The 26,907-nt window shown below is 70.3% G+C and carries 31 protein-coding genes and 1 pseudogene; 27 read left to right on the top strand and 5 right to left on the bottom strand.

Going from position 1 to position 26,907, the window contains the following annotated elements; genetic code table 11:
• Positions 1-178 precede the first annotated feature (178 nt).
• The 10 genes from secY (at position 179) to truA (ending at position 7,626) form a co-directional block, all read left to right on the top strand.
• A complete protein-coding gene (gene secY, locus ACIP94_RS07290) occupies positions 179-1,492 on the top strand; it encodes a preprotein translocase subunit SecY (RefSeq protein WP_402420798.1) in 1,314 nt (437 codons plus the stop codon).
• Entirely contained in the window at positions 1,492-2,154 is a 663-nt protein-coding gene (locus ACIP94_RS07295; protein ID WP_402420801.1) for an adenylate kinase, read from the top strand. Before secY ends, ACIP94_RS07295 begins: the two co-directional genes overlap by 1 nt.
• A 236-nt stretch (positions 2,155-2,390) precedes the next feature.
• Positions 2,391-3,227 carry a type I methionyl aminopeptidase gene (gene map / locus ACIP94_RS07300; RefSeq protein WP_402420804.1) on the top strand — a complete coding sequence of 279 codons (837 nt, stop codon included), beginning with the start codon at positions 2,391-2,393 and terminating at the stop codon, positions 3,225-3,227.
• Positions 3,228-3,368: 141 nt separating this feature from the next.
• On the top strand, positions 3,369-3,590 hold the full coding sequence (gene infA, locus ACIP94_RS07305) for a translation initiation factor IF-1 (protein WP_003948620.1): 222 nt from the start codon (positions 3,369-3,371) through the stop codon (positions 3,588-3,590).
• An 82-nt stretch (positions 3,591-3,672) separates the two neighbouring features.
• Complete coding sequence (rpmJ, locus tag ACIP94_RS07310) at positions 3,673-3,786, top strand: 50S ribosomal protein L36 (protein WP_003998809.1); 114 nt, start codon at positions 3,673-3,675, stop codon at positions 3,784-3,786.
• 189 nt (positions 3,787-3,975) lie between these two features.
• On the top strand, positions 3,976-4,356 hold the full coding sequence (gene rpsM / locus ACIP94_RS07315) for a 30S ribosomal protein S13 (RefSeq protein WP_402420807.1): 381 nt from the start codon (positions 3,976-3,978) through the stop codon (positions 4,354-4,356).
• 65 nt (positions 4,357-4,421) lie between these two features.
• Complete coding sequence (gene rpsK / locus ACIP94_RS07320; RefSeq protein WP_003956432.1) at positions 4,422-4,826, top strand: 30S ribosomal protein S11; 405 nt, start codon at positions 4,422-4,424, stop codon at positions 4,824-4,826.
• 164 nt (positions 4,827-4,990) lie between these two features.
• Complete coding sequence (locus tag ACIP94_RS07325; protein WP_003966937.1) at positions 4,991-6,013, top strand: DNA-directed RNA polymerase subunit alpha; 1,023 nt, start codon at positions 4,991-4,993, stop codon at positions 6,011-6,013.
• 172 nt (positions 6,014-6,185) lie between these two features.
• Positions 6,186-6,698, top strand: a complete 513-nt coding sequence (gene rplQ / locus ACIP94_RS07330; protein ID WP_402420810.1) for a 50S ribosomal protein L17 — start codon at positions 6,186-6,188, stop codon at positions 6,696-6,698.
• A gap of 73 nt (positions 6,699-6,771) precedes the next feature.
• A complete protein-coding gene (gene truA / locus ACIP94_RS07335) occupies positions 6,772-7,626 on the top strand; it encodes a tRNA pseudouridine(38-40) synthase TruA (RefSeq protein ID WP_402420813.1) in 855 nt (284 codons plus the stop codon).
• Positions 7,627-7,745: 119 nt separating this feature from the next.
• Here the strand turns inward: truA and ACIP94_RS07340 are convergent, their stop codons facing one another.
• Positions 7,746-8,612, bottom strand: a complete 867-nt coding sequence (locus tag ACIP94_RS07340) for a hypothetical protein (protein ID WP_402420815.1) — start codon at positions 8,610-8,612, stop codon at positions 7,746-7,748.
• Between the two features lie 337 nt (positions 8,613-8,949).
• Between ACIP94_RS07340 and rplM the strand changes: the two genes are divergently transcribed.
• The 3 genes from rplM to glmM all read left to right on the top strand — a co-directional run bounded on the left by rplM (position 8,950) and on the right by glmM (position 11,567).
• Positions 8,950-9,393, top strand: coding sequence for a 50S ribosomal protein L13 (rplM, locus tag ACIP94_RS07345; protein ID WP_402420818.1), 444 nt, complete (start codon positions 8,950-8,952; stop codon positions 9,391-9,393).
• A 42-nt stretch (positions 9,394-9,435) separates the two neighbouring features.
• Positions 9,436-9,948, top strand: coding sequence for a 30S ribosomal protein S9 (gene rpsI / locus ACIP94_RS07350; RefSeq protein WP_358782548.1), 513 nt, complete (start codon positions 9,436-9,438; stop codon positions 9,946-9,948).
• 260 nt (positions 9,949-10,208) lie between these two features.
• Positions 10,209-11,567 carry a phosphoglucosamine mutase gene (gene glmM / locus ACIP94_RS07355; RefSeq protein WP_402420820.1) on the top strand — a complete coding sequence of 453 codons (1,359 nt, stop codon included), beginning with the start codon at positions 10,209-10,211 and terminating at the stop codon, positions 11,565-11,567.
• On the opposite strand, the gene ACIP94_RS07360 is transcribed toward glmM, so the two are convergent.
• From ACIP94_RS07360 to ACIP94_RS07370, 3 genes are all read right to left on the bottom strand, one after another.
• A complete protein-coding gene (locus ACIP94_RS07360; RefSeq protein ID WP_402420823.1) occupies positions 11,564-12,511 on the bottom strand; it encodes a DUF389 domain-containing protein in 948 nt (315 codons plus the stop codon). The genes glmM and ACIP94_RS07360 overlap by 4 nt on opposite strands.
• 34 nt (positions 12,512-12,545) lie before the next feature.
• On the bottom strand, positions 12,546-13,514 hold the full coding sequence (gene coaA / locus ACIP94_RS07365) for a type I pantothenate kinase (protein ID WP_402421716.1): 969 nt from the start codon (positions 13,512-13,514) through the stop codon (positions 12,546-12,548).
• Positions 13,515-13,668: 154 nt separating this feature from the next.
• Complete coding sequence (locus ACIP94_RS07370) at positions 13,669-14,124, bottom strand: hypothetical protein (RefSeq protein WP_402420825.1); 456 nt, start codon at positions 14,122-14,124, stop codon at positions 13,669-13,671.
• Positions 14,125-14,451: 327 nt separating this feature from the next.
• Between ACIP94_RS07370 and glmS the strand changes: the two genes are divergently transcribed.
• From glmS to ACIP94_RS07410, 8 genes are all read left to right on the top strand, one after another.
• Positions 14,452-16,299 carry a glutamine--fructose-6-phosphate transaminase (isomerizing) gene (gene glmS / locus ACIP94_RS07375; RefSeq protein WP_402420828.1) on the top strand — a complete coding sequence of 616 codons (1,848 nt, stop codon included), beginning with the start codon at positions 14,452-14,454 and terminating at the stop codon, positions 16,297-16,299.
• Positions 16,300-16,647: 348 nt separating this feature from the next.
• On the top strand, positions 16,648-16,971 hold the full coding sequence (locus ACIP94_RS07380; protein ID WP_402420830.1) for a hypothetical protein: 324 nt from the start codon (positions 16,648-16,650) through the stop codon (positions 16,969-16,971).
• A gap of 40 nt (positions 16,972-17,011) precedes the next feature.
• Complete coding sequence (locus ACIP94_RS07385; protein WP_402420832.1) at positions 17,012-17,383, top strand: holo-ACP synthase; 372 nt, start codon at positions 17,012-17,014, stop codon at positions 17,381-17,383.
• Between the two features lie 53 nt (positions 17,384-17,436).
• Positions 17,437-18,870: an NAD(P)H-hydrate dehydratase gene (locus ACIP94_RS07390; protein ID WP_402420835.1), complete on the top strand. Its 1,434-nt coding sequence runs from the start codon at positions 17,437-17,439 to the stop codon at positions 18,868-18,870.
• A gap of 117 nt (positions 18,871-18,987) precedes the next feature.
• Positions 18,988-20,151 (top strand): alanine racemase, encoded by a 1,164-nt coding sequence (gene alr, locus ACIP94_RS07395; RefSeq protein ID WP_402420838.1) that lies wholly within the window; start codon positions 18,988-18,990, stop codon positions 20,149-20,151.
• 95 nt (positions 20,152-20,246) lie between these two features.
• On the top strand, positions 20,247-21,476 hold the full coding sequence (locus tag ACIP94_RS07400; protein WP_402420841.1) for an alpha/beta fold hydrolase: 1,230 nt from the start codon (positions 20,247-20,249) through the stop codon (positions 21,474-21,476).
• Entirely contained in the window at positions 21,445-21,975 is a 531-nt protein-coding gene (tsaE, locus tag ACIP94_RS07405; protein ID WP_402420844.1) for a tRNA (adenosine(37)-N6)-threonylcarbamoyltransferase complex ATPase subunit type 1 TsaE, read from the top strand. Before ACIP94_RS07400 ends, tsaE begins: the two co-directional genes overlap by 32 nt.
• A 313-nt stretch (positions 21,976-22,288) precedes the next feature.
• Positions 22,289-22,486 (top strand): hypothetical protein, encoded by a 198-nt coding sequence (locus tag ACIP94_RS07410; protein ID WP_402420847.1) that lies wholly within the window; start codon positions 22,289-22,291, stop codon positions 22,484-22,486.
• Positions 22,487-22,529: 43 nt separating this feature from the next.
• Here ACIP94_RS07410 and ACIP94_RS07415 read toward each other — a convergent pair whose 3' ends face one another.
• The gene (locus tag ACIP94_RS07415) at positions 22,530-23,081 is read right to left on the bottom strand and encodes a hypothetical protein (protein ID WP_402420850.1); all 552 of its coding nucleotides are present in this window, start codon (positions 23,079-23,081) and stop codon (positions 22,530-22,532) included.
• 175 nt (positions 23,082-23,256) lie between these two features.
• Between ACIP94_RS07415 and tsaB the strand changes: the two genes are divergently transcribed.
• From tsaB to ACIP94_RS07445, 6 genes and pseudogenes are all read left to right on the top strand, one after another.
• On the top strand, positions 23,257-23,910 hold the full coding sequence (gene tsaB / locus ACIP94_RS07420) for a tRNA (adenosine(37)-N6)-threonylcarbamoyltransferase complex dimerization subunit type 1 TsaB (protein WP_402420853.1): 654 nt from the start codon (positions 23,257-23,259) through the stop codon (positions 23,908-23,910).
• A complete protein-coding gene (rimI, locus tag ACIP94_RS07425) occupies positions 23,907-24,437 on the top strand; it encodes a ribosomal protein S18-alanine N-acetyltransferase (protein ID WP_402420855.1) in 531 nt (176 codons plus the stop codon). The genes tsaB and rimI overlap by 4 nt, the downstream gene beginning before the upstream one ends.
• Positions 24,430-25,527, top strand: a complete 1,098-nt coding sequence (gene tsaD / locus ACIP94_RS07430) for a tRNA (adenosine(37)-N6)-threonylcarbamoyltransferase complex transferase subunit TsaD (protein WP_402420858.1) — start codon at positions 24,430-24,432, stop codon at positions 25,525-25,527. Before rimI ends, tsaD begins: the two co-directional genes overlap by 8 nt.
• A complete protein-coding gene (locus ACIP94_RS07435; RefSeq protein ID WP_402420860.1) occupies positions 25,524-25,781 on the top strand; it encodes a hypothetical protein in 258 nt (85 codons plus the stop codon). Before tsaD ends, ACIP94_RS07435 begins: the two co-directional genes overlap by 4 nt.
• Before the next feature lie 39 nt (positions 25,782-25,820).
• Positions 25,821-26,303: pseudogene (locus ACIP94_RS07440) on the top strand (LCP family protein); the annotation flags it as partial.
• A gap of 208 nt (positions 26,304-26,511) precedes the next feature.
• Complete coding sequence (locus ACIP94_RS07445) at positions 26,512-26,868, top strand: YciI family protein (RefSeq protein ID WP_402420863.1); 357 nt, start codon at positions 26,512-26,514, stop codon at positions 26,866-26,868.
• Positions 26,869-26,907 lie beyond the last annotated feature (39 nt).

Raw genomic sequence — 26,907 nt, forward strand, 5'->3', positions numbered from 1 at the left:
GGTTGGTCGTTCCAAGGGGGGCAGTCTCGCCGGTAAGGTGGCCTGCACTGCCAACTTTCACGGGTGCCGCGCTATCGGGCACTCAAGACGGCAGTCGACCGTTAGCTATGTCGTTGTTCAGTCGGATTCTCAAGACCATCACCCTTGACGCAGTTGCGCGGGGGTCGCAGGAGGCACCGTGCTCACCGCGTTCGCCCGGGCGTTCAGGACGCCCGACCTGCGCAAGAAGCTGCTCTTCACGCTCGGGATCATCGTGGTGTACCGCGTTGGTACGCACATCCCGATCCCCGGCATCGACTACAAGAGCGTCCAGACCTGTATGCAAGTGGCCAGCTCGAACCGCGGGCTGTTCAGTCTGATCAACATGTTCAGCGGCGGCGCACTGCTCCAGATCACCCTTTTCGCGCTCGGGATCATGCCGTACATCACGGCGAGCATCATTCTGCAGCTGCTGACCGTGGTCATCCCGCGCCTCGAGGCCCTCAAGAAGGAGGGTCAGGCCGGTACGACGAAGATCACGCAGTACACCCGTTACCTGACGGTGGCCCTCGCCATCCTCCAGGGCACCGGCCTCGTGGCCACCGCGCGCAGCGGTGCCCTGTTCCAGGGGTGCCCGGTGGCGACGCAGATCGTGCCCGACCAGTCGATCTTCACCACCATCACCATGGTCGTCACGATGACGGCGGGCACCTGTGTCGTCATGTGGCTCGGTGAGCTGATCACGGACCGCGGCATCGGCAACGGAATGTCGATCCTGATGTTCATCTCGATCGCCGCGACCTTCCCGAGCGCGCTGTGGACGATCAAGCTCCAGGGCAAGCTGGCCGGAGGCTGGATCGAGTTCTTCACCGTGATCGTCGTGGGCCTCGTCATGGTCGGCCTGGTGGTCTTCGTCGAGCAGGCGCAGCGCCGTATCCCGGTCCAGTACGCGAAGCGCATGATCGGCCGCCGCTCCTACGGCGGCACGTCCACGTACATCCCGCTGAAGGTCAACCAGGCGGGTGTGATCCCCGTGATCTTCGCCTCGTCGCTGCTGTACATCCCGAGCCTGATCGCCCAGTTCGCGGGTGGCAACTCGAGCTGGAAGGCGTGGGTCCAGAACAACCTGACCAAGGGTGATCACCCGATCTACATCACCACGTACTTCCTCCTGATCGTTTTCTTCGCGTTCTTCTACGTGGCGATCTCCTTCAACCCCGAGGAAGTCGCGGACAACATGAAGAAGTATGGTGGCTTCATCCCGGGCATCCGGGCCGGTCGGCCCACCGCTGAGTACCTCTCGTACGTGCTCAACCGGATCACCTGGCCGGGTTCGCTGTATCTGGGCCTGATCGCTCTCGTACCGACAATGGCGTTGGTTGGCTTTGGGGCAAGCCAGAACTTCCCGTTCGGCGGTACCAGCATCCTCATCATCGTGGGTGTCGGTCTCGAGACGGTGAAGCAGATCGAGAGCCAGCTCCAGCAGCGCAATTACGAAGGGTTCCTCCGCTGATGCGAATCGTCCTCGTCGGGCCGCCCGGTGCCGGCAAGGGAACGCAGGCCGCGTTCCTTGCCAAGAACCTGTCGATCCCGCACATCTCCACGGGCGACCTGTTCCGCGCCAACATCAGCCGCCAGACGGAGCTCGGGAAACTCGCGAAGTCCTACATGGACGCGGGCAACCTGGTCCCGGACGAGGTCACCATCGCGATGGCCAAGGACCGTATGGAGCAGCCGGACGCGCGAGACGGCTTCCTTCTCGACGGCTTCCCGCGCAACGTCTCGCAGGCCGTGGCGCTGGACGAGATGCTCAAGGCCGAGGGCATGAAGCTCGACGCGGTGCTCGACCTGGAAGTCCCCGAGGACGAGGTCGTCAAGCGCATCGCGGGCCGCCGCGTCTGCCGCAACGACTCCTCGCACGTCTTCCACGTGTCGTACAAGCCTCCGAAGCAGGACGGCGTCTGCGACATCTGTGGCGGCGAGCTGTACCAGCGCGACGACGACTCCGAGGAGACCGTCCGCAAGCGGCTGGAGGTCTACCACACGCAGACCGAGCCGATCATCGACTACTACAAGGCCCAGGGCCTGGTGGTCACCATCTCCGCGCTCGGCAAGGTGGAAGAGGTCACCCAGCGCGCCATGGAGGCGCTCAAGCAGAAGGCCGGCGACAAGTAGTCGTCGCCGCTGCCACGGCCGCGGTTTCCCCTGCCGGGGGCCGCGGCCGAGCTGTGGGCGGTGCCGGTGGCGCCGCCTTCCCGGCGGCCCGGCCCCGGCGCCTCATCGGCCCGGACGGCACGTTCTCACCCGCCTGACGGGCGTGATCCCGCCCCCTCCACACCGGACCGGCCGGATGGCGCGGCCCCGTATCGTTGAAGGTATCCGTAGCCCCGGTCAGAAAGGCCGCAGCCCTCATGGTGCAGATCAAGACCCCCGAGCAGATCGCGAAGATGCGTGAGGCGGGGCTGGTCGTCGCCGCCGTGCACGCGGCCACCCGAGAGGCGGCGGTACCGGGCGCCACGACGAAGGACCTGGACGAGGTGTCCCGCAAGGTGCTGGCCGAGCACGGGGCGAAGTCGAACTTCCTGGGCTACGGCGGCTTCCCCGCGACCATCTGCACCTCCGTGAACGAGGTGGTCGTCCATGGCATCCCCTCCGACGAGGTGGTCCTCAAGGACGGCGACATCATCTCCATCGACGCGGGCGCGATCGTGGACGGCTGGCACGGGGACGCGGCCTTCACCGCCTTCGTGGGGTCCGGTCACGCCCCGGAGCTGATCGAGCTGTCCCGGGTGACCGAGGAGTCCATGTGGGCCGGGATCGCGGCCGTGAAGCAGGGGCACCGGCTCGTGGACGTCTCCCGGGCGATCGAGACGTACATCCGCCGGCAGCCCAAGCCGGGCGGCGGGCGGTACGGGATCATCGAGGACTACGGCGGCCACGGCATCGGCACCGAGATGCACATGGATCCTCATCTGCTGAACTACGTCGACCGGCGGCGCGGCAAGGGCCCGAAGCTGGTGCCCGGCTTCTGCCTGGCCATCGAGCCGATGGTGTCGCTCGGGACGCCGCGGACCGACGTCCTCGAGGACGACTGGACGGTCGTCACCACGGACGGCACGTGGTCGTCCCACTGGGAGCACACCGTCGCCCTGACCGAGCAGGGCCCCCTGGTGCTCACGGCCCCCGACGGCGGCAAGGCCAAGCTCGCGGAGTACGGCGTCACCGTGGCTCCCGACCCTCTCGCATAATGATCTTCGGTGTGGGGCAGACTCCTCCGATTCGTGTTTCCGGGTGCGCTGACGTAGACTGACTCGTCGGCTCTCGTGCATCCGTATGTCCGCATGCGCTCGTACGGGGTCGATCAAGGTAGTCGATTCGAAGGGCGAAGCGTGGCCAAGAAGCAAGGTGCCATCGAGATCGAGGGCACTGTCGTCGAGTCTCTTCCGAACGCCATGTTCAAGGTCGAGCTCCAGAACGGCCACCAGGTCCTGGCACACATCAGCGGCAAGATGCGTATGCACTACATCCGCATCCTCCCTGACGACCGGGTCGTGGTGGAGCTGTCTCCGTACGACCTGACGCGTGGCCGGATCGTCTACCGATACAAGTAGATCTTGCCCGCCCCCCGCATCCGCAGGGGGCGCATCCCGCTCTCGCGGGGTGGTGGCACTGACCCGGAGAACCTCACATCCCATGAAGGTCAAGCCGAGCGTCAAGAAGATCTGCGACAAGTGCAGGGTGATCCGCCGTCACGGCCGGGTCATGGTCATCTGCGAGAACCCGCGCCACAAGCAGCGCCAGGGCTGACGCAGGACCGCACCCTCTGCATCGATTCGCAGAGATTCGCGCGACGCAAGCTGAATAGTTCATACGCAGGGCCCGAGCCGTATGGCTCGACACCCCCGGTTCGGAGGCCGGGGACCCAGTTCGTACCTCGTACGGCGGCTGGGAGCCGGTCCTGTGGAAGACCTCCGAGTAGTCAACTGGAGCCATTGAATGGCACGCGTTTCCGGTGTCGACATCCCGCGCGAAAAGCGCGTGGAGATCGCCCTCACCTACGTGTTCGGCATCGGCCGGACTCTCTCGAAGGAGACGCTGGCTGCGACCGGCGTCGACCCGAACACCCGCGTTCGCGACCTGACCGAAGAGCAGCTCGTCGCGATCCGCGAGTACGTCGACAACAACATCAGGACCGAGGGTGACCTCCGTCGTGAGATCCAGGCCGACATCCGCCGCAAGGTGGAGATCGGTACCTACCAGGGTCTGCGGCACCGCCGCGGTCTGCCCGTCCGCGGTCAGCGCACCAGCACCAACGCCCGCACCCGCAAGGGCCCGCGTCGCGCCATCGCCGGCAAGAAGAAGCCGGGCAAGAAGTAGTCCGCAGCGGACACCTGTCCACGGTCTTCGCTGTAGGACCGACCACCTCCCGTAGGAGTTAGTAGATGCCCCCCAAGGGTCGTCAGGGCGCTGCCAAGAAGGTGCGCCGCAAGGAAAAGAAGAACGTCGCTCACGGCCACGCGCACATCAAGAGCACGTTCAACAACACCATCGTCTCGATCACCGACCCGTCCGGCAACGTGATCTCCTGGGCCTCCGCCGGCCACGTCGGCTTCAAGGGCTCCCGGAAGTCCACGCCGTTCGCCGCGCAGATGGCCGCCGAGTCGGCTGCCCGCCGCGCCCAGGAGCACGGCATGCGCAAGGTCGACGTGTTCGTCAAGGGCCCGGGCTCCGGTCGTGAGACCGCGATCCGTTCCCTGCAGGCCACGGGTCTCGAGGTCGGCTCCATCCAGGACGTCACCCCGACCCCGCACAACGGCTGCCGTCCGCCGAAGCGCCGCCGCGTCTGACGCACGGCTGCTTCGTCCGGCAGTCGCCGGGCAGCGGGTTCCGGGCGGTACGGTCCTTTCGGGCCGTACCGCCCGTACCCTTGCAGTACCCGCACTTTCCACGGGTGCGGTTTCCGTCGGACGTCAAATAGCGGGCGTCCACGAAAGAAGGATCTGATCCACACATGCTGATCGCTCAGCGTCCCTCGTTGACCGAAGAGGTCGTCGACGAGTTCCGCTCCCGGTTCGTGATCGAGCCGCTGGAGCCGGGCTTCGGCTACACCCTCGGCAACTCCCTGCGTCGTACGCTCCTCTCCTCGATCCCGGGTGCGGCGGTCACGTCCATCCGCATCGACGGCGTTCTGCACGAGTTCACCACCGTGCCGGGTGTCAAGGAGGACGTCACCGACCTGATCCTCAACATCAAGCAGCTCGTCGTCTCCTCCGAGCACGACGAGCCGGTCGTGATGTACCTGCGCAAGCAGGGCCCGGGTCTCGTCACCGCCGCCGACATCGCGCCCCCGGCCGGTGTCGAGGTGCACAACCCCGACCTCGTCCTCGCCACGCTCAACGGCAAGGGCAAGCTGGAGATGGAGCTGACCGTCGAGCGCGGTCGCGGTTACGTCTCCGCCGTGCAGAACAAGCAGGTGGGCCAGGAGATCGGCCGTATCCCGGTCGACTCGATCTACTCGCCGGTTCTCAAGGTCACCTACAAGGTCGAGGCGACCCGTGTCGAGCAGCGCACCGACTTCGACAAGCTGATCGTCGACGTCGAGACCAAGCAGGCCATGCGTCCCCGTGACGCCATGGCGTCGGCCGGCAAGACCCTGGTCGAGCTGTTCGGCCTCGCCCGCGAGCTGAACATCGACGCCGAGGGCATCGACATGGGCCCGTCCCCGACGGATGCCGCCCTGGCCGCCGACCTGGCGCTGCCGATCGAGGAGCTGGAGCTCACGGTCCGCTCCTACAACTGCCTCAAGCGCGAGGGCATCCACTCCGTGGGTGAGCTGGTCGCGCGCTCCGAGGCCGACCTCCTGGACATCCGCAACTTCGGTGCGAAGTCCATCGACGAGGTCAAGGCGAAGCTGGCCGGCATGGGCCTGGCCCTGAAGGACAGCCCGCCCGGATTCGACCCCACGGCCGCCGCCGACGCCTTCGGCGCCGACGACGACGCGGACGCCGGGTTCGTCGAGACCGAGCAGTACTGAGCGCTCCGCGGGGAGGCCGTACTGCGTCTGCGTGCCGGTTGTGGCCGGTCACGCAGTTCCCCGCACACTTTCCAGGCCCCTTCGGGGGCCTGGATCTCCGACGGGCGACCGCCCGCTCGGATACTGACTCCGGTACCTGACACGGCCGGGGCAGACACCTAGGAGAAACACGATGCCGAGGCCCACCAAGGGCGCCCGTATGGGCGGCAGCGCCGCGCACGAGAAGCTCCTCCTCGCGAACCTCGCGAAGGCGCTCTTCGAGCACGGCCGTATCACCACCACCGAGGCGAAGGCGCGCAAGCTGCGTCCGTACGCCGAGCGTCTGGTCACCAAGGCGAAGAAGGGCGACCTTCACAACCGCCGTCAGGTGCTCCAGGTGATCACGGACAAGAGCGTCGTTCACACGCTCTTCACCGAGATCGGCCCGCGCTACGAGAACCGTCCGGGTGGCTACACCCGCATCACCAAGATCGGTAACCGCCGTGGCGACAACGCGCCCATGGCCGTGATCGAGCTGGTCGAGGCGCTGACGGTGCAGCAGAAGGCGGTCGGCGAGGCCGAGGCGGCGACGAAGCGCGCCGTCAAGGAGGCCGAGGGCAAGGCCGAGGAGACCAAGGTCGAGGAGGCGGCTCCGGCCGCCGACGAGGCTGCGGAGGCTCCGGCCGAGGAGTCCAAGGACGCCTGAGTCCACCCTCGCACCGAGCGGGTCCGCCCTTCGCGGGGCGGGCCCGCTTTCGCGTACCTGAGAGGATCGAGGAGTGAGCGACGAAGTACAGCCCGGACACGTCCGCGTCCGTCTCGACCTCTCCTACGACGGCACCGATTTCCATGGCTGGGCCAAGCAGGCCGGCGGCAAACGGACCGTGCAGGGAGAGATCGAGGACGCGCTGCGGACGGTCACGCGGTCCCGGGAGACGTACGAGCTGACCGTGGCCGGGCGGACCGACGCCGGGGTGCACGCGCGCGGACAGGTGGCCCATGTCGATCTGCCCCTGGAGGTCTGGGGCGAGCAGCGCGGGAAGCTGCTGAAGCGGCTTGCGGGCCGCCTGCCCAAGGACGTACGGGTGTGGGCCCTGCGGGAGGCCCCCAGCGGCTTCAACGCCCGTTTCTCGGCCGTCTGGCGGCGGTACGCGTACAGGGTCACCGACAACCCCGGCGGTGTCGATCCCCTGCTGCGGGGCCATGTCCTGTGGCACGACTGGCCGCTCGACGTCGACGCCATGAACGAGGCGGCCCGCCACCTCCTCGGGGAGCACGACTTCGCCGCCTACTGCAAGAGGCGCGAGGGCGCCACCACCATCCGCACCCTTCAGGAGCTGAGCCTGGTGCGCGGGCAGGACGGCATCGTCACCGCCACCGTCCGGGCGGACGCGTTCTGCCACAACATGGTGCGCTCACTGATCGGGGCGCTGCTGTTCGTGGGGGACGGGCACCGCCCGCCGGACTGGCCCGGGAAGGTGCTGGCCGCCGGGGTGCGGGACTCGGCGGTGCATGTCGTACGGCCGCACGGGCTCACGCTGGAGGAGGTCGGCTATCCGGCCGACGAGCTGCTCGCCGCGCGGAACAAGGAGGCGCGGAACAAGCGGACGCTGCCGGGGGCGGGCTGCTGCTGAGCCCCCGGCCGGCCCGGGGCGCTCCCGGTCGGCATCCCCCCGGCTCGCCTGGGGGATGCCGACCGGGAGCCGGGCGCTGCTGCCCGTGGCCGGGCCGCTGCCGGCCGGTGGCCGGGCCGCTACCGGCTGGCGGCCGCGGACGCCTGCGCCTCGCCGCGGCGGCGTATCTGGCGGAAGGTGAACTCGGCCAGGTCGTCGCCCGCCGCGAAGACCTTGGCGTCCTTGACCGTCACGTCCTTGCCGCTGGTGAACCCGGCGAGCGTGAAGTAGGCGTAGCGGCCGTAGGAATTGGTGGTGGAGCGGCAGATCTTCGTCCGGCAGAACGCGGGCACGCCCTTGCCGAACAGCGAGGTGATGATGCTCTTGCCGTCCGCCTCCTGCTTCGCCTTCGTCGCCTGGGAGGCGTTGTCGAACAGGGCCACACCGACCGTCACCGCGACGCCGTCCTTGGTGTAGGTGGCGCGGAAGAGCCTCGTGCAGTCGTTCTTGGTGAGCACCGCGGGAAGGGTGCCCTGGACGGCCGAGGCGCAGTTCGCCGTGGCGGCCGAGGGGCCCCGCTTGTAGACGTTCGCGCCCACGGTGAGCTGGGTCCCGGGGAACAGCGTGTTCGCGCTGATCGGGGCCGTGTCCTTCTTCGCGCTGGAGATGAAGTCCATCGGGTTCAGCGGCGGAGGCGCCGAGGTCGGCGCGAAGGACGGGGTCGGGGCGTCGCTCTCACCGGGAATCGCCGCCGAACTGGGCAAGGCGCTGGCCGGCTGGTTGGAGGCTTCGGCGTGGCCGTTCGCGGACACGACCGCGACCGCGACGGCGGCGCCGATGCCGATCGTGGCCAGGGCCCCGCCGAGGATCAGCAGCAGTCGGCGGCGCTTGTTGCGCGCCTCGGATTGCTCGGCGAGCGCGGCCCAGTCGGGGGTGCCGCCGCGGCTGCCCTGCTGGGAACTCGGTTTCCAGGGATCCCACTGGGGCTCCCCCTGCCCATAACTCATGCGGCGCATCTTAGACGCGCCGCGGACCGCCTTGTTCCCCTTCGGCGAGCACCACAGCGACAACACAGCTCAAGCGAGACAAAGCTCCGTTCACCCGGATGGCGTGGCCGGGTGGCGGCGGCCCCGTTTTGACCCATGTCGGCGGCCCCGTTATCCTGGCTGTTCGTTATGTGTATTGGCTTGCTCATTCTCACGTGAGGGGCCCTTACACCGGTCCGCCGGGCCGATGACCAGCGACTAGCACGCGGCTTGCGTCACCGCGGTGCGGTCAGGGCTGTCGTGATCGTCTTCGGTGACCTTGTCAGGAACCTCACTGAAGAAGCGAAGGCTACGAACCGTGCGTACGTACAGCCCCAAGCCCGGCGATGTGACGCGTCAGTGGCACGTCATCGACGCTCAGGACGTCGTCCTGGGCCGTCTGGCCACCACCGCCGCCACCCTTCTGCGTGGCAAGCACAAGCCGATCTACGCGCCCCACGTGGACGCCGGCGACTTCGTCGTCATCATCAACGCGGACAAGGTGCACCTGTCCGGTAACAAGCGGACCCAGAAGATGGCGTACCGCCACTCCGGCTACCCGGGTGGTCTGCGTTCCGTCCGCTACGACGACCTGCTGGCGAACAACCCCGAGAAGGCCATCGAGAAGGCCGTCAAGGGCATGCTCCCCAAGAACTCCCTGGGCCGTCAGATGCTCTCGAAGCTGAAGGTCTACAAGGGTGACCAGCACCCGCACGCTGCGCAGCAGCCGGTGCCGTTCGAGATCACCCAGGTCGCGCAGTAAGTCCGGCCACCCCCTAAGACTGAAGAGAATCTGAGGAGAATCGTGGCCGAGACCACTGCCGAGCAGCCGCTCGAAGAGCTTGACATCGACAGCTACACCACCGAGACCGAGGTCCCGGTGGAGGGTGAGTACACCTCCGAGTCCCTCGCGTCCCGCTTCGGCGAGCCCCAGCCGGCCGCCGGCCTGGGCCGCCGCAAGAACGCGATCGCCCGTGTCCGGATCGTTCCGGGCACCGGCAAGTGGAAGATCAACGGTCGCACCCTCGAGGACTACTTCCCGAACAAGGTGCACCAGCAGGAAGTCAACGAGCCCTTCAAGGTGCTCGAGCTCGAGGGCCGCTACGACGTCATCGCCCGCATCGCGGGTGGCGGCGTCTCCGGTCAGGCCGGTGCGCTCCGTCTCGGTGTCGCCCGTGCGCTGAACGAGGCGGACGTCGACAACAACCGCGGCCCGCTGAAGAAGGCCGGCTTCCTCCGCCGCGACGACCGTGCGGTCGAGCGCAAGAAGGCCGGTCTGAAGAAGGCCCGCAAGGCGCCGCAGTACAGCAAGCGCTGATCACGCCGCTGGTCGCGCAGGCTCGTATCGCCTGCTGCGCGTACGTATCGCCCCGGCTGCACGCTCTGTGCCGCCGGGGCGGTTCGTTTACGCGGAAAGATGCTTATCAACGGCGTATGGGGCTTATGGAGCAATGCCGACAGGCCCGGAGCGGCCGCGTGGGATAAGCCTCAAGACAGGCCCGAGGGATGTAGTAACCCGCACGGGTCTGGACACTCGGCATGAGCCGCACATTTGCAGCAAGTTCGGAGGACACCACAGTGGGACGACTCTTCGGCACGGACGGCGTGCGCGGTGTCGCCAACGCGGATCTCACGGCCGAGATGGCACTCGGCCTGTCCGTCGCGGCGGCGCACGTACTGGCCGAGGCGGGCACGTTCGAGGGCCACCGGCCGACGGCGGTCGTGGGACGCGATCCGCGTGCGTCCGGGGAGTTCCTGGAGGCCGCCGTGGTCGCCGGCCTCGCGAGCGCGGGCGTGGACGTACTGCGCGTCGGTGTGCTGCCCACCCCGGCCGTCGCGTATCTGACCGGGGCGCTCGGCGCCGACCTCGGTGTCATGCTCTCCGCCAGCCACAACGCCATGCCCGACAACGGCATCAAGTTCTTCGCCCGCGGTGGCCACAAGCTCGCCGACGAGCTGGAGGACAAGATCGAGGCCGTGTACGAGGAGCACCGCACCGGCGCTCCCTGGGACCGGCCCACCGGTGCCGGTGTCGGCCGGGTGAAGGCGTACGACGAGGGCTTCGACCGCTACGTCGCCCATCTCATCGGCGTCCTCCCGAACCGGCTCGACGGGCTCAGGATCGTCCTGGACGAGGCGCACGGTGCCGCCGCCCGGGTGTCCCCCGAGGCGTTCAGCCGGGCGGGCGCCGAGATCGTCACGATCGGCGCGGAGCCGGACGGGCTCAACATCAACGACGGCTGCGGCTCCACCCATCTGGACAAGCTGAAGGCCGCCGTCGTCGAGCACGGCGCCGACCTCGGCATCGCGCACGACGGGGACGCCGACCGCTGTCTCGCCGTGGACCACACCGGTGAGGAGGTGGACGGCGACCAGATCCTGGCCGTGCTCGCGCTGGCGATGCGGGAGCGTTCCGCACTGCGCTCCGACACCGTTGTCGCGACGGTCATGTCGAACCTGGGCTTCAAGCTGGCCATGGAGCGCGAGGGCATCCAGCTCGTGCAGACCGCCGTCGGCGACCGGTATGTGCTGGAGGAGCTGAAGGACAAGGGCTACGCCCTGGGCGGCGAGCAGTCCGGCCACGTCATCGTCCTCGACCACGCCACCACCGGCGACGGCACGCTGACCGGACTGATGCTGGCCGCGCGGGTCGCCCAGACCGGCCGTACGCTCAAGGACCTCGCGTCCGTGATGGAGCGGCTGCCGCAGGTCCTCGTGAACGTCCCCGACGTGGACAAGTCCCGCGTCGCCACCTCCGCCGAACTGGCCACCGCCGTGACCGAGGCCGAGCGGGAACTGGGGTCCACCGGACGGGTGCTGCTGCGTCCGTCGGGCACGGAGCCGCTGGTACGGGTCATGGTCGAGGCCGCGGACATCGAGCAGGCCCGGTCGGTCGCCGGCCGCCTCGCGGACGCCGTGAAGTCGGCGCTCGGCTAGGGCCTGCCCGCCTCACCCGCGCGTGCGCGCTGTCTGGCCCAGAGCCGCTTCTGGACCAGCAGCGTCAGCGTGCCCGCCAGGACGATGCCCAGCAGGTTCAGCAGCAGCTGTTCGGTGGAGCCCCATGCCTGCCGGTACTCGTCGTAGCTGAAGGCCACTGCCGCGTTCGCCGCGGCCGGGACCGTGGTGACCGAGATCGCGACGCCGATCAGTGCCCCCGACTTCGCCGACGTCAGCGAGAGCGTGCCGGCGATGCCCGCGAGGACCGCGACGACGAACGAGAACGCGTCCGGCCGGTAGATGAAGTTGGTGTTGGGCCGCTCGGCGTCCAGTTTGACTCGGCTGAACAGGCCGACGGCGTCCATGAAGTGGGTGAAACCGACCGCCACCAGCAGGGCCACCGCGAAGCCCGCGAGGAGCGCGATCAGCGAGCGCAGCGCCAGCCGCGGGGCCCGCCGCACCAGCGCGGTGCTCAGCCCGGCCAGCGGGCCGTACTCCGGACCCACCGCCATGGCCCCCACGATCAGGATCGCGTTGTCCAGGACGACACCGCAGGCCGCGATCACCGTGGCGAGTGTGAGGAAGGCGACGTAGGTGACCGACAGCGTCGACTCCTCGTGCGTCGCCTCTTCCAGGTGCTCCCACAGCACCGCGTCCGCGCTCTCGCCGGGCGCCTCCTCCTCGGCCTTGTCAGCGCGCCGTGACAGCGACAGGTCGATGTTCTCGACCGCGATCGAACCTGTCTCCGGCAGGCCCGTCTCCTTGAGCCTCCCGAGTAGTTCGTCGCCCGCCTCCCGCGCGACGTCGCACATCACGACATCGCCGGCCGGGTGGCGGGCGGCACCCGGTATCACGACGAGATGCGTGGTGCCGACCGTTCCTTCGATCAGACGCACCACGTCCTCCGTCCGCTCGGCCGGGGTGATCAGACGCAGATGCAGCATGACGCCTTTTTAACAGGCCCCGGCGAACACGGGTTCACAGCTTGCGCAGGCTCAGCCGCTGCACCTTGTGGTCCGGTCCCTTGCGCACCACCAGGGTGGCGCGTCCGCGGGTCGGCGCGACGTTCTCCAGCAGGTTGGGCCCGTTGATGGTCCGCCAGGTCGTCCGTGCGTAGTCGAGGGCCTCCTCCTCGGAGACCTGGGTGTACCTGCGGAAGTACGAGGACGGGTTCTGGAAGGCCGTCTGACGGAGCTTCGTGAACCGGTTGAGGTACCAGCGCTCGATGTCCTCGGGGCGGGCGTCGACGTACACACTGAAGTCGAAGTAGTCCGCGAGGCCGACGCGGGTGCGGCCGTCCTTGCCGGGGAGGGCGGGCTGAAGCACATTGAGGCCCTCGACGATGAGGATGTCCGGACGGCGGACGGTGAGCTTCCGGCCGGGGACGATGTCGTAGATCAGGTGCGAGTAGACCGGGGCCGTCACCTCGTCCTTGCCGGCCTTGATGTCGGCGACGAACCGGGTGAGCGCGCGGCGGTCGTACGACTCGGGGAAGCCCTTGCGGGACATCAGCCCGCGGGCCTGGAGCTCCTTGGTGGGCAGCAGGAAGCCGTCCGTGGTCACCAGCTCCACACGGGGGTGCTCGGGCCAGCGGGACAGCAGGGCCTGGAGCAGGCGGGCCACGGTCGACTTGCCGACCGCCACGGAACCCGCCACCCCTATGACGAAGGGCGTCCCGGACTGGGAGCCCTGCTCGCCGAGGAAGGTGTTGAGGGCGCCGCGCAGGCCGTCCGTGGCGCCGACGTAGAGGTTGAGGAGCCGGGACAGCGGGAGGTAGATGTCCCGCACCTCGTCGAGGTCGATCACATCGCCGAGGCCGCGGAGCTTCTCCACCTCCTCGGCGGTCAGCGGGAGCGGCGTCTTGTCGCGCAGCGCGCTCCACTCGGCACGGGTGAGGTCGACGTAGGGAGTCGCCTCCGGCCTGGGCCGGTGGGCGCTCCGGGGCATCGAGGAGACCGGAGAGATCACAGTCCATTGTTAACGGAGTTTGAACGGGCGGCGGGGTGGGGTGCGTCACGCCGGGAGCGTATGGCGCGATGCGGTCGGTGGAGCGGGAGTACGCGGTCCTTCCCCGCTCCACCGGTCACGGCCGGCGCTGCGTCTACAGCTGCCGGTCGCCCCGCCAGGGGATGGACGTGATCGCGGCCAGACCGCCGTTGGCCAGGCCCTTGTAGGTCACGGCCCGGTCGGGGCCGAGCTCGTGGGCCACTCGTCGCGCCAGCTCCGCCCCTTCGTGGAACAGCCGCTCCCACTCGCCGTCGTACTTGCCCTCTTCCCGGTCCCGCAGGTGCAGGTTCAGCGTGGTGTCGATGCTCTTCGCCCACACGTACAGGTTGGCGACGAGGCGGTCGGACAGGTCCACCGCGGCGGCGGGATCGTCCGGGAAGAAGTCCCCGAACCCTTCGGCGCGCAGCGGACCGAACGCGTACTCGCCCTCGACCGTGATGTCGATCGGGTTGCCGAGGCCGTCGTTGGCCGCGGGGTTCTCGGGTTCGTACAGCGGTGACGGCTCGCCCCGGGCCCGCACGTGCAAGGGGCGCGGTTCTTCGGCGGTCATACGGGGTTGGCTCCGATCACATGTCCGTTGTCACCCACGCTAATGGCCAGACGCTGGGTCTTGCCCTGGAAGATGACCTCGTAGACCCCCTGCTGGCCCCCTGGGTGCCGACCCTCGCGCCCTCGGTCAGTGCCGTGGTCCGCCTGCGAAGAGGAGTAAAGCGAGCCCTGGCGGTGGAGCAAGGTTGGCTGGATCCCAGCCGGCGACAGCACAGGCTCCGGTCGGTGCGGTCGCGGGCCGATGTGGCGTTCGTACGCCAGTGGGTATTTCCGATTTCGGGCAGGATTCGGGAGGTCGGGGCGTCGTCCGGACCGTAGGCTGCGGCACATGTGCGGAATCGTGGGATACGTGGGGCCGCAGTCGGCGCTCGATGTCGTCGTGGCGGGACTGAAGCGGCTGGAATACCGGGGCTACGACTCGGCGGGCGTCGCCGTGCTCGCGGACGGCAGTCTGGCCGCCGCCAAGAAGGCCGGGAAACTGGTGAACCTGGAGAAGGCGCTCGTCGAACGCCCGCTGCCGAACGGCACCACGGGCATCGGGCACACCCGCTGGGCCACCCATGGCGGTCCCACCGACGCCAACGCCCACCCCCACCTCGACAACGCCGGACGCGTCGCCGTCGTCCACAACGGCATCATCGAGAACTTCGCGACGCTGCGGGCCGAGCTGGAGGAGCGGGGCCACGCGCTCGCCTCCGAGACGGACACCGAGGTCGTCGCGCATCTGCTCGCCGAGGAGTTCTCCGCCACCGCGGATCTCGCGGAGGCGATGCGGCTGGTGTGCCGCCGGCTGGAGGGGGCGTTCACGCTGGTCGCGGTGCACGCCGACGATACGGACGTGGTCGTCGGCGCACGGCGCAACTCCCCGCTCGTGGTGGGCGTCGGCGAGGGCGAGGCCTTCCTCGCCTCGGATGTCGCCGCCTTCATCGCCCACACCCGCTCCGCCATCGAGCTGGGCCAGGACCAGGTGGTGGAGCTGCGCCGGGACGGGGTGACGGTCACGGGCTTCGACGGCCGGCCCGCCGACGTGCGTTCGTACCACGTTGACTGGGACGCCTCGGCCGCCGAGAAGGGCGGCTACGACTACTTCATGCTCAAGGAGATCGCCGAGCAGCCCAAGGCGGTCGCCGACACCCTGCTCGGCCGGATCGACGCGGCCGGCTCGCTGACGCTCGACGAGGTGCGGATCTCGGCCGCCGAGCTGCGCGAGGTCGACAAGGTCGTGATCGTGGCCTGCGGGACCGCCTTCCACGCCGGGCTGATCGCCAAGTACGCCATCGAGCACTGGACGCGGATGCCCTGCGAGGTGGAGCTGGCCAGCGAGTTCCGCTACCGGGACCCGATCCTGGACCCGCGCACGCTGGTCATCGCCATCTCCCAGTCCGGCGAGACCATGGACACACTGATGGCGCTCCGGCACGCCCGCGAGCAGGGCTCCAAGGTGCTGGCGATCTGCAACACCAACGGCTCGACGATCCCGCGCGAGTCGGACGCGGTGCTCTACACGCACGCGGGACCGGAAGTCGCGGTGGCGTCCACCAAGGCGTTCCTGACACAGCTCGTCGCCTGCTATCTGGTCGCCCTGTATCTGGGCCAGGTGCGCGGCACCAAGTGGGGCGACGAGATCCGGGCCGTGATCCGCGACCTGTCGAAGATCTCGCAGGAGGTCGAGCGGGTCCTGGAGACCATGGAACCGGTACGGGAGCTGGCGCGCTCGCTCTCCGCGAAGAACACGGTGCTGTTCCTGGGCCGGCACGTGGGCTATCCGGTGGCCCTCGAAGGCGCCCTCAAACTGAAGGAGCTGGCGTACATGCACGCCGAGGGCTTCGCGGCGGGCGAGCTGAAGCATGGGCCGATCGCGCTGATCGAGGAGGACCTGCCGGTGGTGGTCGTGGCGCCGTCGCCGCGTGGCCGTTCGGTCCTGCACGACAAGATCGTGTCGAACATCCAGGAGATCCGGGCGAGGGGCGCGCGCACGATCGTGATCGCGGAGGAGGGCGACGAGGCGGTGGTGCCGTACGCCGATCACCTGATCCGCATCCCGGCGACCCCGACGCTGCTTCAGCCGCTGGTCGCGACGGTGCCGTTGCAGGTGTTCGCCTGCGAGCTGGCGACGGCGCGGGGGAACGAGGTGGATCAGCCCCGGAACCTGGCGAAGTCGGTCACGGTGGAGTGACCCTTCAGGGTCGGGGGCCGGCGGTGGTACGGGCCTGTGCCGATCTGTGGGGCTGGCAGCCGCTGATGAGGGGCGGCAACCGGGGCGAGGTCGTGTGGTGCGAGCTGCCTGCGGCGGACTGATCGTTTTTTCGCCGCTCGAAAGGGTGAACGCCTGCCGATCGCCCGGGCAGCCCGTCCCTTGATCCACCTAGGTTGCGCACATGGTCACATCAGCTCACGAGGGCATGCACCGCATCTTCCAGGAGCGGCCCGAGATCCTGGCTCCCGTGTTCGGGGTGCTGGGCGTCCCGTTATCCGCCAAGGCGACCGTGGTACCAGCCCAGCCGGACAGAAACTGAAGGAAATCATGTCGTTCGTCAGCTACTTCCCCGGCCGGGGGACGGTCCGCGAAACCGCCTACCTGGAAGGCAAGGCAGAAGGCATGGCAGAAGGCATGGCCGAGGGGAGGGCCGAGGGCAGGGCCGAAGACCGCGCCTCGCTGACCCTGCGGGTCCTGGGGAAGCGCGGGATCCCCGTCCCCGAGGAGGCACGGGAGCGCATCACCTCGTGCACCGACCTCGACACCCTCGCCCTCTGGTTCGACCGTTCCCCGACAGCCACGGCGGCCGGGGATCTGTTCGCCGACGACCCCGAGGTTCCGGGGACCGGTACCAGTCCTGGGCAGGGCTGAGCCGGGCCGGCGGTCGGCGGACGGGTCGTAGAGTGCCCGGGTGAGCATCATCGGAGTGGGGATCGACGTCGCCGAGATCGACCGTTTTCGGGCGTCGCTGGACCGTACGCCCGGACTGGCCCAACGTGTTTTCCTTCCGCAGGAGTTGCTGCTTCCGAACGGCGAACGGCGCGGTGTCGCCTCGCTGGCCGCGCGGTTTGCCGCCAAGGAGGCGGTGGCCAAGGCCCTGGGCGCGCCCGGCGGCCTGCACTGGACCGATGCGGAGGTCTACGTCGAGGACAGCGGGCAGCCTCGGCTGCGGGTGACCGGCACGGTCGCCGCCCGCGCCGCCGAACTCGGAGTCACCTCCTGGCACGTGTCGCTCAGTCATGATGCCGGTGTGGCATCGGCGGTGGTGGTGGCCGAGGGGTAGCACCGGGGACTGCCTCCGTCGACGTACGGCGTGGGTGGGGGAGACTCGACGGTATGCGTACTGCGTACAGCGTGGAGACGGTGAGGGCGGCCGAGCGATCCCTCATGGCACGGCTTCCGGAGGGGGCGCTGATGCAACGCGCCGCCGCCGGGCTGGCCGCGGCCTGCGCGGACTTGCTCGGGCGGGTGTACGGCAGCCGGGTGGTGCTGCTGGTCGGCAGCGGGGACAACGGTGGTGACGCCCTGTACGCCGGGGCGCGGCTCGCCCGGCGCGGGGCGGGGGTCACGGCCGTACTGCTGTCGCCCGAACGCACCCATGAGGGCGGGCTCACGGCCCTGCGGAGGGCCGGTGGCTCGGTCACGGATCCTTCGAAGGCCGCCGAGGAGCCGATCCGGCGGGCCGATCTCATCGTGGACGGCATCGTCGGCATCGGCGGCAAGGGCGGACTGCGGCCGGACGCCGCCTCGCTCGCCGCCGTCGCCGAACAGTCGCGCGCGGCCGTCGTGGCCGTCGATCTGCCGAGCGGGGTCGAAGCGGACAGTGGGGAGGTCCGGGGCGCGGCCGTCCGCGCGGACCTCACCGTGACCTTCGGCACGCACAAGCCCGCCCTGCTGATCGATCCGGCGCGGGAGTACGCCGGTTCCGTACGTCTTGTCGAGATCGGGCTCGACCTGCCGGAGGAGGCGGAACTCGAGGCGCTGCAGCACGCGGACGTGGCGGCGCTGCTGCCGCTGCCGCAGGCGGAGAGCGACAAGTACCGGCGCGGGGTGGTCGGTATCGCCGCCGGATCGGCGCGCTACCCCGGCGCGGCCGTGCTCGCCGTGGCGGGCGCGCTGCGGGGCGGGGCCGGCGCCGTGCGGTATGTGGGGCCCGCCGGGAGCGCGGTGATCGCCCGCTTCCCGGAGACGCTGGTCTCCGACCGGGGGCCCGCGAAGGCCGGGCGGGTGCAGGCGTGGGTGGTGGGCCCCGGCGCCGGGGACGACGCGTCGACGGTGGCGGAGGTCCTGGAGGCGGATGTGCCGGTGCTCGTCGACGCGGACGGGCTGCGGCTGGCCGACCGGGACGCCGTACGCGGCCGCAGCGCACCGACGTTGATGACCCCGCACGCCGGTGAGGCGGCCGCGCTGCTCGGCGTGTCGCGCGAGGAGGTGGAGGGCGCCCGGCTCACGGCGGTGCGGGAACTGGCGGCCCGGTACCGGGCGACCGTCCTGCTCAAGGGCTCCACCACCCTGGTGGCGGACTCCGGGGGCGGGCCGGTGCGGGTGAACGCCACAGGAACGCCGTGGCTCGCGACCGCGGGCAGCGGGGATGTGCTGTCCGGGCTGTCCGGCTCGCTGCTCGCGGCCGGTCTCCCGGCGCGGGACGCCGGCAGTGTGGGGGCCTATCTGCACGGTCTCGCGGGCCGCTACGCCGCGGACGGCGCCCCCGCCGGGGCCCATGACGTGGCGCGCGCGATCCCGGAGGCGTGGCGGGACGTACGGAGCTGAACCGACCCCGCGCGCCTGTCGTCGGCCGGGCCTCGCAGGGGCGGTTCGGCCCGCCGCCGCGCGAGACCGTACCGGCGGCGGAACGCCGTCAGAGGCCTCTGAGACACTGGTGGCGCGATGACGAGTTCTGAGACAGCACCCCTGCGTGCCCGTGCCGAGATCGACCTGGCTGCTCTGCGGGCGAACGTACATGCCCTGCGTGCCCTCGCGCCCGGCGCGGCCCTGATGGCCGTCGTGAAGTCGGACGCGTACGGCCACGGGGCGGTCCCGTGCGCCCGTGCGGCCCTGGAGGCCGGTGCCCAGTGGCTCGGCACGGCCACTCCGGAGGAGGCCTTCGCCCTGCGCGCGGCCGGTCTGCCCGGGCGCGTTCTGTGCTGGCTCTGGACCCCCGGCGGGCCCTGGCGCCAGGCGATCGAGTCCGATGTCGACGTCTCCGTGAGCGGTCTGTGGGCGCTGGCGGAGCTGCGCGAGGCCGCGGCCGCCGCGGGCGCGCCCGCCCGGGTCCACCTCAAGGCCGACACCGGCCTCGGGCGCAACGGCTGCCAGCCCGCGGACTGGCCCGAACTCGTCGCCGGGGCCCTGCGCGCCCAGGCGGACGGCCTGATCACCGTCGTGGGCCTGTGGTCGCACTTCGCCTGTGCCGACGAGCCCGGACACCCCTCCATCCAGGCTCAACTGGACCGGTTCCGCGAGATGGTGGCGTACGCCGAGGAGCAGGGCGTATGCCCGGAGGTGCGCCACATCGCCAACTCGCCCGCCACGCTGACCCTCCCCGAGGCCCACTTCGACCTCGTCCGGACGGGGATCGCGATCTACGGGCTCTCGCCCAGCCCCGACCTCGGCACCCCCGCCGACCTCGGACTGCGCCCGGTGATGAGTCTGAAGGCCTCGCTCGCCCTGGTGAAGCAGGTCCCCGGCGGTCACGGCGTCAGCTACGGCCACCTCTACACCACCCCCGGCACCACCACCCTCGGCCTGATCCCGCTCGGCTACGCGGACGGCATCCCGCGCCACGCCTCCGGCGCGGGCCCGGTCCTGGTCGGCGGCAAGCTCCGTACGGCCGCGGGCCGGATCGCCATGGACCAGTTCGTGGTGGACCTGGGCGGCGACGAGCCCAGGCCCGGCGCGGAGGCCGTTCTCTTCGGCCCCGGCGACCACGGAGAGCCCACCGCCGAGGACTGGGCGCAGGCGGCCGGGACCATCGCTTACGAAATCGTGACCCGGATCGGAACCCGCGTCCCCCGCGTCTACGTAAATGTGAAGACGGAACAGGATGGGTAGCCCGAACGGGTGAACCGGGGCGGGTGTAGGGCAGGACAAGCGGAGCATCCGTGCAGGGCAGGACGGGCGGAGCATCCCGCAAGGAGGAGGGGGACGTGAGCGAGAGCAGCGCGGAGGCCGTGGAGGCCGTCGCAGGCGCGACCGCCGCCACCACCGGGAGCTGGCGCCTCGCCGGCTTCGCCGGCGCCGCGATAGGCGTGGTCGCGGCGGGCGCGGCGGCCGGTGTCGCCCTCGAACGGATGACGGTCGGCCGCGGCATGCGCCGCAAGGCCCGGCTCGCCCTCGACTCGGCCGGCCCCTATGGAACGCTCCGCGGCACCCCCGGCAAGGCCTGCGCGGACGACGGCACCGAGCTGTACTACGAGGTCGACGACGTGGAGCCGGAGGGCGTCCCCGCGCCGCGCCGCCGCCGGCTCTTCGGCCGCAAGGCCCCGGCCCCGGTCACCGTCGTCTTCAGCCACGGCTACTGCCTCAACCAGGACTCCTGGCACTTCCAGCGGGCCGCCCTGCGCGGCGTCGTCCGGACCGTGCACTGGGACCAGCGCAGCCACGGCCGCTCCGGGCGCGGGATGGCCCAGGCGGACGGCACACCCGTCTCCATCGACCAGCTCGGGCGCGACCTCAAGGCCGTGCTGGACGCGGCCGTGCCCGAGGGGCCGGTCGTCCTCGTCGGGCACTCCATGGGGGGCATGACGGTGATGGCCCTCGCCGACCAGTTCCCCGAGCTGATCCGCGACCGGGTCGTCGGCGTGGCCCTGGTCGGCACCTCGTCCGGACGGCTCGGCGAGGTCAACTTCGGACTGCCCGTCGCGGGCGTCAACGCGATACGCCGGATACTCCCCGGCGTGCTGAAGGCGCTGGGGCAGCAGGCCGAGCTGGTGGAGAAGGGGCGCAGGGCCACCGCCGACCTGTTCGCGGGGATCATCAAGCGGTACTCGTTCGCCTCCCGCGAGGTCGACCCGGCCGTCGCCCGGTTCGCCGAGCGGATGATCGAGGCCACGCCGATCGACGTGGTCGCGGAGTTCTACCCGGCGTTCGCCGACCACGACAAGACCCAGGCGCTCGCCCGTTTCGCCGACCTGCCCGTGCTGGTTCTCGCCGGTGTCCAGGACCTGGTGACGCCGAGCGAGCACAGCGAGGCGATCGCCGGTCTGCTTCCCGACGCCGAGCTCGTGCTCGTGCCGGACGCCGGGCACCTGGTGATGCTGGAGCACCCCGAGGTCGTCACCGACCGCCTCGCCGACCTCCTGATGCGCTCGGGAGCGGTTCCCGCAGGGGCTACCGTGGGGGGCTATGGAAGCACCAGCACCGCACAGCCCGGCTGAGTCCCCGCTGCCGGGCGTCACCACCGAGTTCACCGTCACCTCCCCCGAACAGATGCAGGAGCTGGGGCGGCGTCTGGCCAAGCTGCTGCGCGCCGGCGACCTCGTGATGCTGAACGGCGAGCTGGGCGCGGGCAAGACCACGCTGACCCGCGGCCTCGGCGAGGGGCTCGGGGTGCGCGGCGCGGTCACCTCGCCGACCTTCGTGATCGCCCGGGTGCACCCGTCCCTTGGGGGTGGCCCTCCGCTGGTCCATGTGGACGCCTACCGCCTGGGCGGCGGACTCGACGAGATGGAGGACCTCGACCTCGATGTCTCGCTGCCGGACTCCGTGGTCGTCGTGGAGTGGGGCGAGGGCAAGGTCGAGGGGCTGACGGACGAACGGCTGCACGTGGTCGTCCACCGCGCGGTGGGGGACACGACGGACGAGGTGCGCCACGTCACCCTCACGGGTCTCGGACACCGCTGGGCGACGGTGGACCTGGCCGTGCTGTCCGCCTGAGGCCGCTTGGGCCCGGGCTCCGGGGACTGCCTCACCCTGGCCCTGCGGCCGGTCTGCCCGGGCCCTGAGGCCGCCCTGACCGGACCCATGGGGACTGCCTCACCCAGGCATCCCCAGGCCCGGGGCTGCCCTCTTCTCCAGGCCCGAGGAGCCTCTCGTCGCCGCGGTGCCGGCGTTCACAGTTTTCGGTCGAACATGCCGACAACCCGTCGGCAAGGTGTTGCGCCGCAGGTGCCTGGCGTGGTCACATGGACATCAGTCCGTGGTTAGGTCTGCCTAACCACGCCCGCCCCCGCGAGTCCAGGAGGCGTACATGCCGGCTTCAGAACGCGACGAGGCGCCGCGGCGCGTGGTGGCCGGGGCGGCCAGGGTGCCGATGCGTGACCTGCTGGCATCGTGCGCCGCGGCGAAGGCCGTCTCGACCCCGCCGCGGGACCCGGACCCCGCACCGCGGGCGACCCCGGCGGGCCCCGGGACCGGGGCGACCGAGGAGCCGCGCAGGGCGGCGTAGAGCGCCCCGGAGCCCCCGTCCTCGCGTTACCGGAGGATGGTTCCTATCGGACGACGACGACCTTCTCGTCGATCGTCGCGAACTCCCACATCGCCGTGCCGTCCGGGCGGGACTCCCGGATCCCGCCCAGCTTCTTCGAGGCGTCGGGCTTGGACGTCGTACCGTCCATGGCCGCGCTGAAGCCGATGACGACGCCCTGGTTCGCCGCGAAGCGCACGACGTGCTCGACCGCCGTACCGTCGGAGCCGGTTCCGGCGGCGGTCCGGGAGGTCACCTTGTACGTGCCCGGCAGCGGGTCCACCGTCCCCGGCGTGACCTCGAATGTGCGCTGCACCTTGTTGTCCTGGCCGACCAGCCACACCCGGTCGCCGTCGAGGGCGTACACGACCCGCTCGCCCGTGCCGGATCCGCCGGGCAGCGCCACCGGGTTCGTCTTGGTCGGGGCCGGCTTCGACGGGGTGGCCCCCGAGTTCTTCACCTGCGGCTTTCCCAGCGTGTCGGGTACGTGCGCCGACGCCTGGTAGGCGAGGAAACCGACCGCGGCGACAGCCGCCACGGTGAGCCCGGCCACGAATCCCGAGCTGCTCCTAGCCACCCTGTGCCCACCTCTCGACCCCCGCACGCGCAAGCAGTGCGTCGCCCGGATACCTCTCGTACGACATACCGATTCCTTGATCGATCCGTCGTACTTCTTCGCTGTGACGGTAGCAGCAGGCGTGTGCCGGACCGGCCCGGCCGTGCGTCGGGCGCGGGCGCCGTACGCTGTTTGCGTGCTCTTGCTCGCTCTGGATACCGCCACCCCCGCCGTCACCGTCGCCCTGCACGACGGCACGTCCGTCGTCGCCTCGTCCAGCCAGGTCGACGCGCGCCGGCACGGGGAACTGCTCCTGCCCGCCGTCGACCGGGTCCTCGCCGAGGCGGACACCCGGCTCGACGCCGTCACCGGCGTCGTCGTGGGCGTGGGCCCCGGCCCTTACACCGGGCTGCGTGTCGGCCTCATGACCGCCGACACCTTCGGTCTCGCGCTCGGCGTTCCGGTCTACGGCCTGTGCACCCTCGACGGCCTCGCCTACGCCTGCGATCTGGAGGTGCCCTTCGTCGTGGCCACCGACGCACGCCGCAAGGAGGTCTACTGGGCGCGGTACGACAACGCCCGGACCCGGGTGACCGACCCCGCCGTGGACCGCCCCGCGGACATCTCGGAGCAGGTCGCGGGCCTGCCCGCCGTCGGCGCCGGCGCGCTGCTGTACCCGGACACGTTCCCGCAGGCCCATGAGCCCGAGCATGTCTCGGCGGCCGCGCTCGCGTCCCTCGCGGCGGAGCGACTGGCGGCCGGCGAGGAACCGGCCGCGCCCCGCCCGATGTATCTGCGCCGCCCCGACGCGCAGGTGCCGAAGAACTACAAGGTGGTCACCCCCAAGTGACCGCGCCCGAGACACCCGTGCTGCGCGAGATGCGCTGGTGGGACATCGACCCCGTCCTGGAGCTGGAGAAGGAGCTCTTCCCCGAGGACGCCTGGTCGCGGGGCATGTTCTGGTCCGAACTCGCCCACGCCCGTGGGACCGAGGCGACCCGGCGGTACATCGTGGCCGTCGACGGCGACCGGATCGTCGGCTACGCGGGGCTGGCCGCCCAGGGCGATCTGGCGGACATCCAGACCATCGCCGTGGCCCGCGGCCTGTGGGGCACGGGACTCGGCGGACGGCTGCTGACCGAGCTGCTGCGGGCCGCCACCGCGTTCGAGTGCGCCCAGGTGATGCTCGAGTGCCGGGTCGACAACGTCCGCGCACAGAAGCTCTACGAGCGCTACGGCTTCGAGCCCATCGGATTCCGACGCGGCTACTACCAGCCGGGGAACGTGGACGCCCTGGTGATGCGCCTGACCACCGCGCCCGACAGCGGCTTCGCTGCGGGCTCCCCATCAGTACGAGGAACCGAGAACAATGGCTGACGAACCCCTGGTCCTGGGGATCGAGACCTCCTGCGACGAAACCGGCGTAGGCATCGTCCGCGGTACCACCCTTCTCGCGGACGCCGTCGCCTCCAGCGTCGACGAGCACGCGCGCTTCGGCGGCGTGGTCCCGGAGGTCGCCTCCCGTGCACACCTGGAGGCGATGGTGCCGACGATCGACCGGGCACTGAAGGAAGCGGGGGTGAGCGCGAAGGACCTGGACGGCATCGCCGTCACCGCCGGGCCGGGGCTCGCCGGCGCGCTGCTGGTCGGCGTCTCGGCGGCGAAGGCGTACGCGTACGCCCTGGGCAAGCCGCTGTACGGCGTGAACCACCTCGCCTCCCATATCTGCGTGGACCAGCTCGAGCACGGCGCGCTGCCCGAGCCGACGATGGCGCTGCTGGTGAGCGGCGGGCACTCCTCGCTGCTGCTCTCCACCGACATCACCTCCGACGTACGGCCGATGGGCGCGACCATCGACGACGCGGCGGGCGAGGCCTTCGACAAGATCGCCCGCGTGCTGGACCTCGGCTTCCCCGGCGGCCCGGTCATCGACCGGTACGCCAGGGAGGGCGATCCGGAGGCGATCGCGTTCCCGCGCGGGCTGACCGGTCCGCGCGACCCCGCGTACGACTTCTCCTTCTCCGGCCTGAAGACGGCCGTGGCCCGCTGGATCGAGGCCAAGCGCGCGGCGGGCGAGGAGGTCCCGGTGCGCGATGTGGCGGCCTCCTTCCAGGAGGCGGTGGTGGACGTGCTGACGCGCAAGGCGGTGCGGGCCTGCAAGGACGAGGGCGTCGACCATCTGATGATCGGCGGCGGTGTGGCGGCCAACTCCCGGCTGCGCGCCCTGGCCCGGGAGCGCTGCGAGGCGGCCGGGATCCGGCTCCGGGTGCCCCGGCCCAAGCTGTGCACCGACAACGGCGCGATGGTCGCGGCGCTCGGCGCGGAGATGGTCACCCGCGGGCGGGCCGCGTCGGACTGGGATCTGTCGGCGGACTCCTCGCTGCCGGTGACGGACCCTCATGTGCCCGGGCAGGCGCACGCCCACGACCATGTCCACGAGATCAGCAAGGAGAACCTGTACTCGTGACGGTCGCGCTGATGTGGGAGGCCCGGGCGGTGGCCGGGCGGGGCGAGGAACTGCTGGCCTGGGCGCGGGGCCGGGAACTGACGCCTGTGCCGGTGCGGCGCGAGACCTTCCGGGCTCCCCAGGACCGTGTTCTCGTCATCACCTGGTGGGACGCGGACCTCGCCGACACTCTTCCCGAACTGCCGGACCCGGACGGGGAGCTGGTGACCCGGGCGGTGCACCGATGGCGGTTCGAGTCGGTGGACGGCGGCTGAACGGCCCGTAGGGCGCCGCCCTTCGGGTCCCCGGTCCCGGGGTTCGCGAAGCTGGTGGACGCGCTCGGCGGGGTCACCGTCACCACCGCCCAGGGCATCGACGACGACAAGAGCCATCTGCGTCTCGCGGCGGGCACCCACCGTCTGGACGGCAAGCAGGCCCTGGCCCTGGCCCTGGCCCTGGCCCGTACCCGGCACGGCATAGGCGACGGCAGCGACCTGGGCCGCATAGGGCTCCAGCAGCAGCTGGTGAAGGCGCTGCTGGAGCAGATCGCCTCGACCGATCTGCTGACCGACCCCAGCAGGCTCTACCGGGTGGCGAACGCCGTCACGGGCAGCCTGACCACCGACACCGGCCTGGACTCGCTGCCGGAACTGGTCCGGCTGGGCGAAAGCCTGAAGGGCCTGTCGGTGGACCGGGTGACCACGGTGATGATGCCGGTCGTGACCGCGCCGTCGGATCCCCACCGTGTGGCGGCGAAGGAACCGGCCGCGCGCACCCTGTGGACATCCCTGCGCTGAAGACGGCACCGCACGGGAGGGCGAGGCGGCGGGGGCGGGGCCCGGGCCGGGATAACGCCGTACGACCTGCGGAAACACGGCTCGGAACGGGGTCGGGGAAAAAATCTTCGAAAAATTCCGGGGACCGTGTCGATCCGGGTGCGGCCCGTTCGACGCATGGGTTGAGAGCGGGGACGGGCCCCGCCGCTTCCGGACCGAAGGAGTCACCATGCCCCGCTATCTGTCGCTCGTGCGGATCGACGAGTCCACCGCCCCCGCAGAGGGCCCCAGCCCCGAGCTGATGCAGCGGATGGGCGAGCTGATCGAGGAGGTCACCAAGGCCGGCGTCATGCTCGACACCGCCGGGCTCACCCCGTCCGCCCAGGGCGCCCGGGTGCGCTGGGAGGGCGGAAAGCTCTCCGTCACCGACGGGCCGTTCACCGAGTCCAAGGAGGTCGTCGGCGGCTACGCGCTCATGCAGTGCAAGGACATGGCCGAGGCGCTGGAGTGGACCAAGCGGTTTCTGAAGGTGCACGAGGACTACTGGACGGTTACCTGCGAGGTGCGCGAGATCGCCGAGGGCTGACCGTTCCTTGGCGTACGCCCGGCAGGGGTGTTGCATGGT

It is taken from the genome of Streptomyces sp. NPDC093261 (genome assembly GCF_044753645.1).
GTDB lineage: Bacteria > Actinomycetota > Actinomycetes > Streptomycetales > Streptomycetaceae > Streptomyces.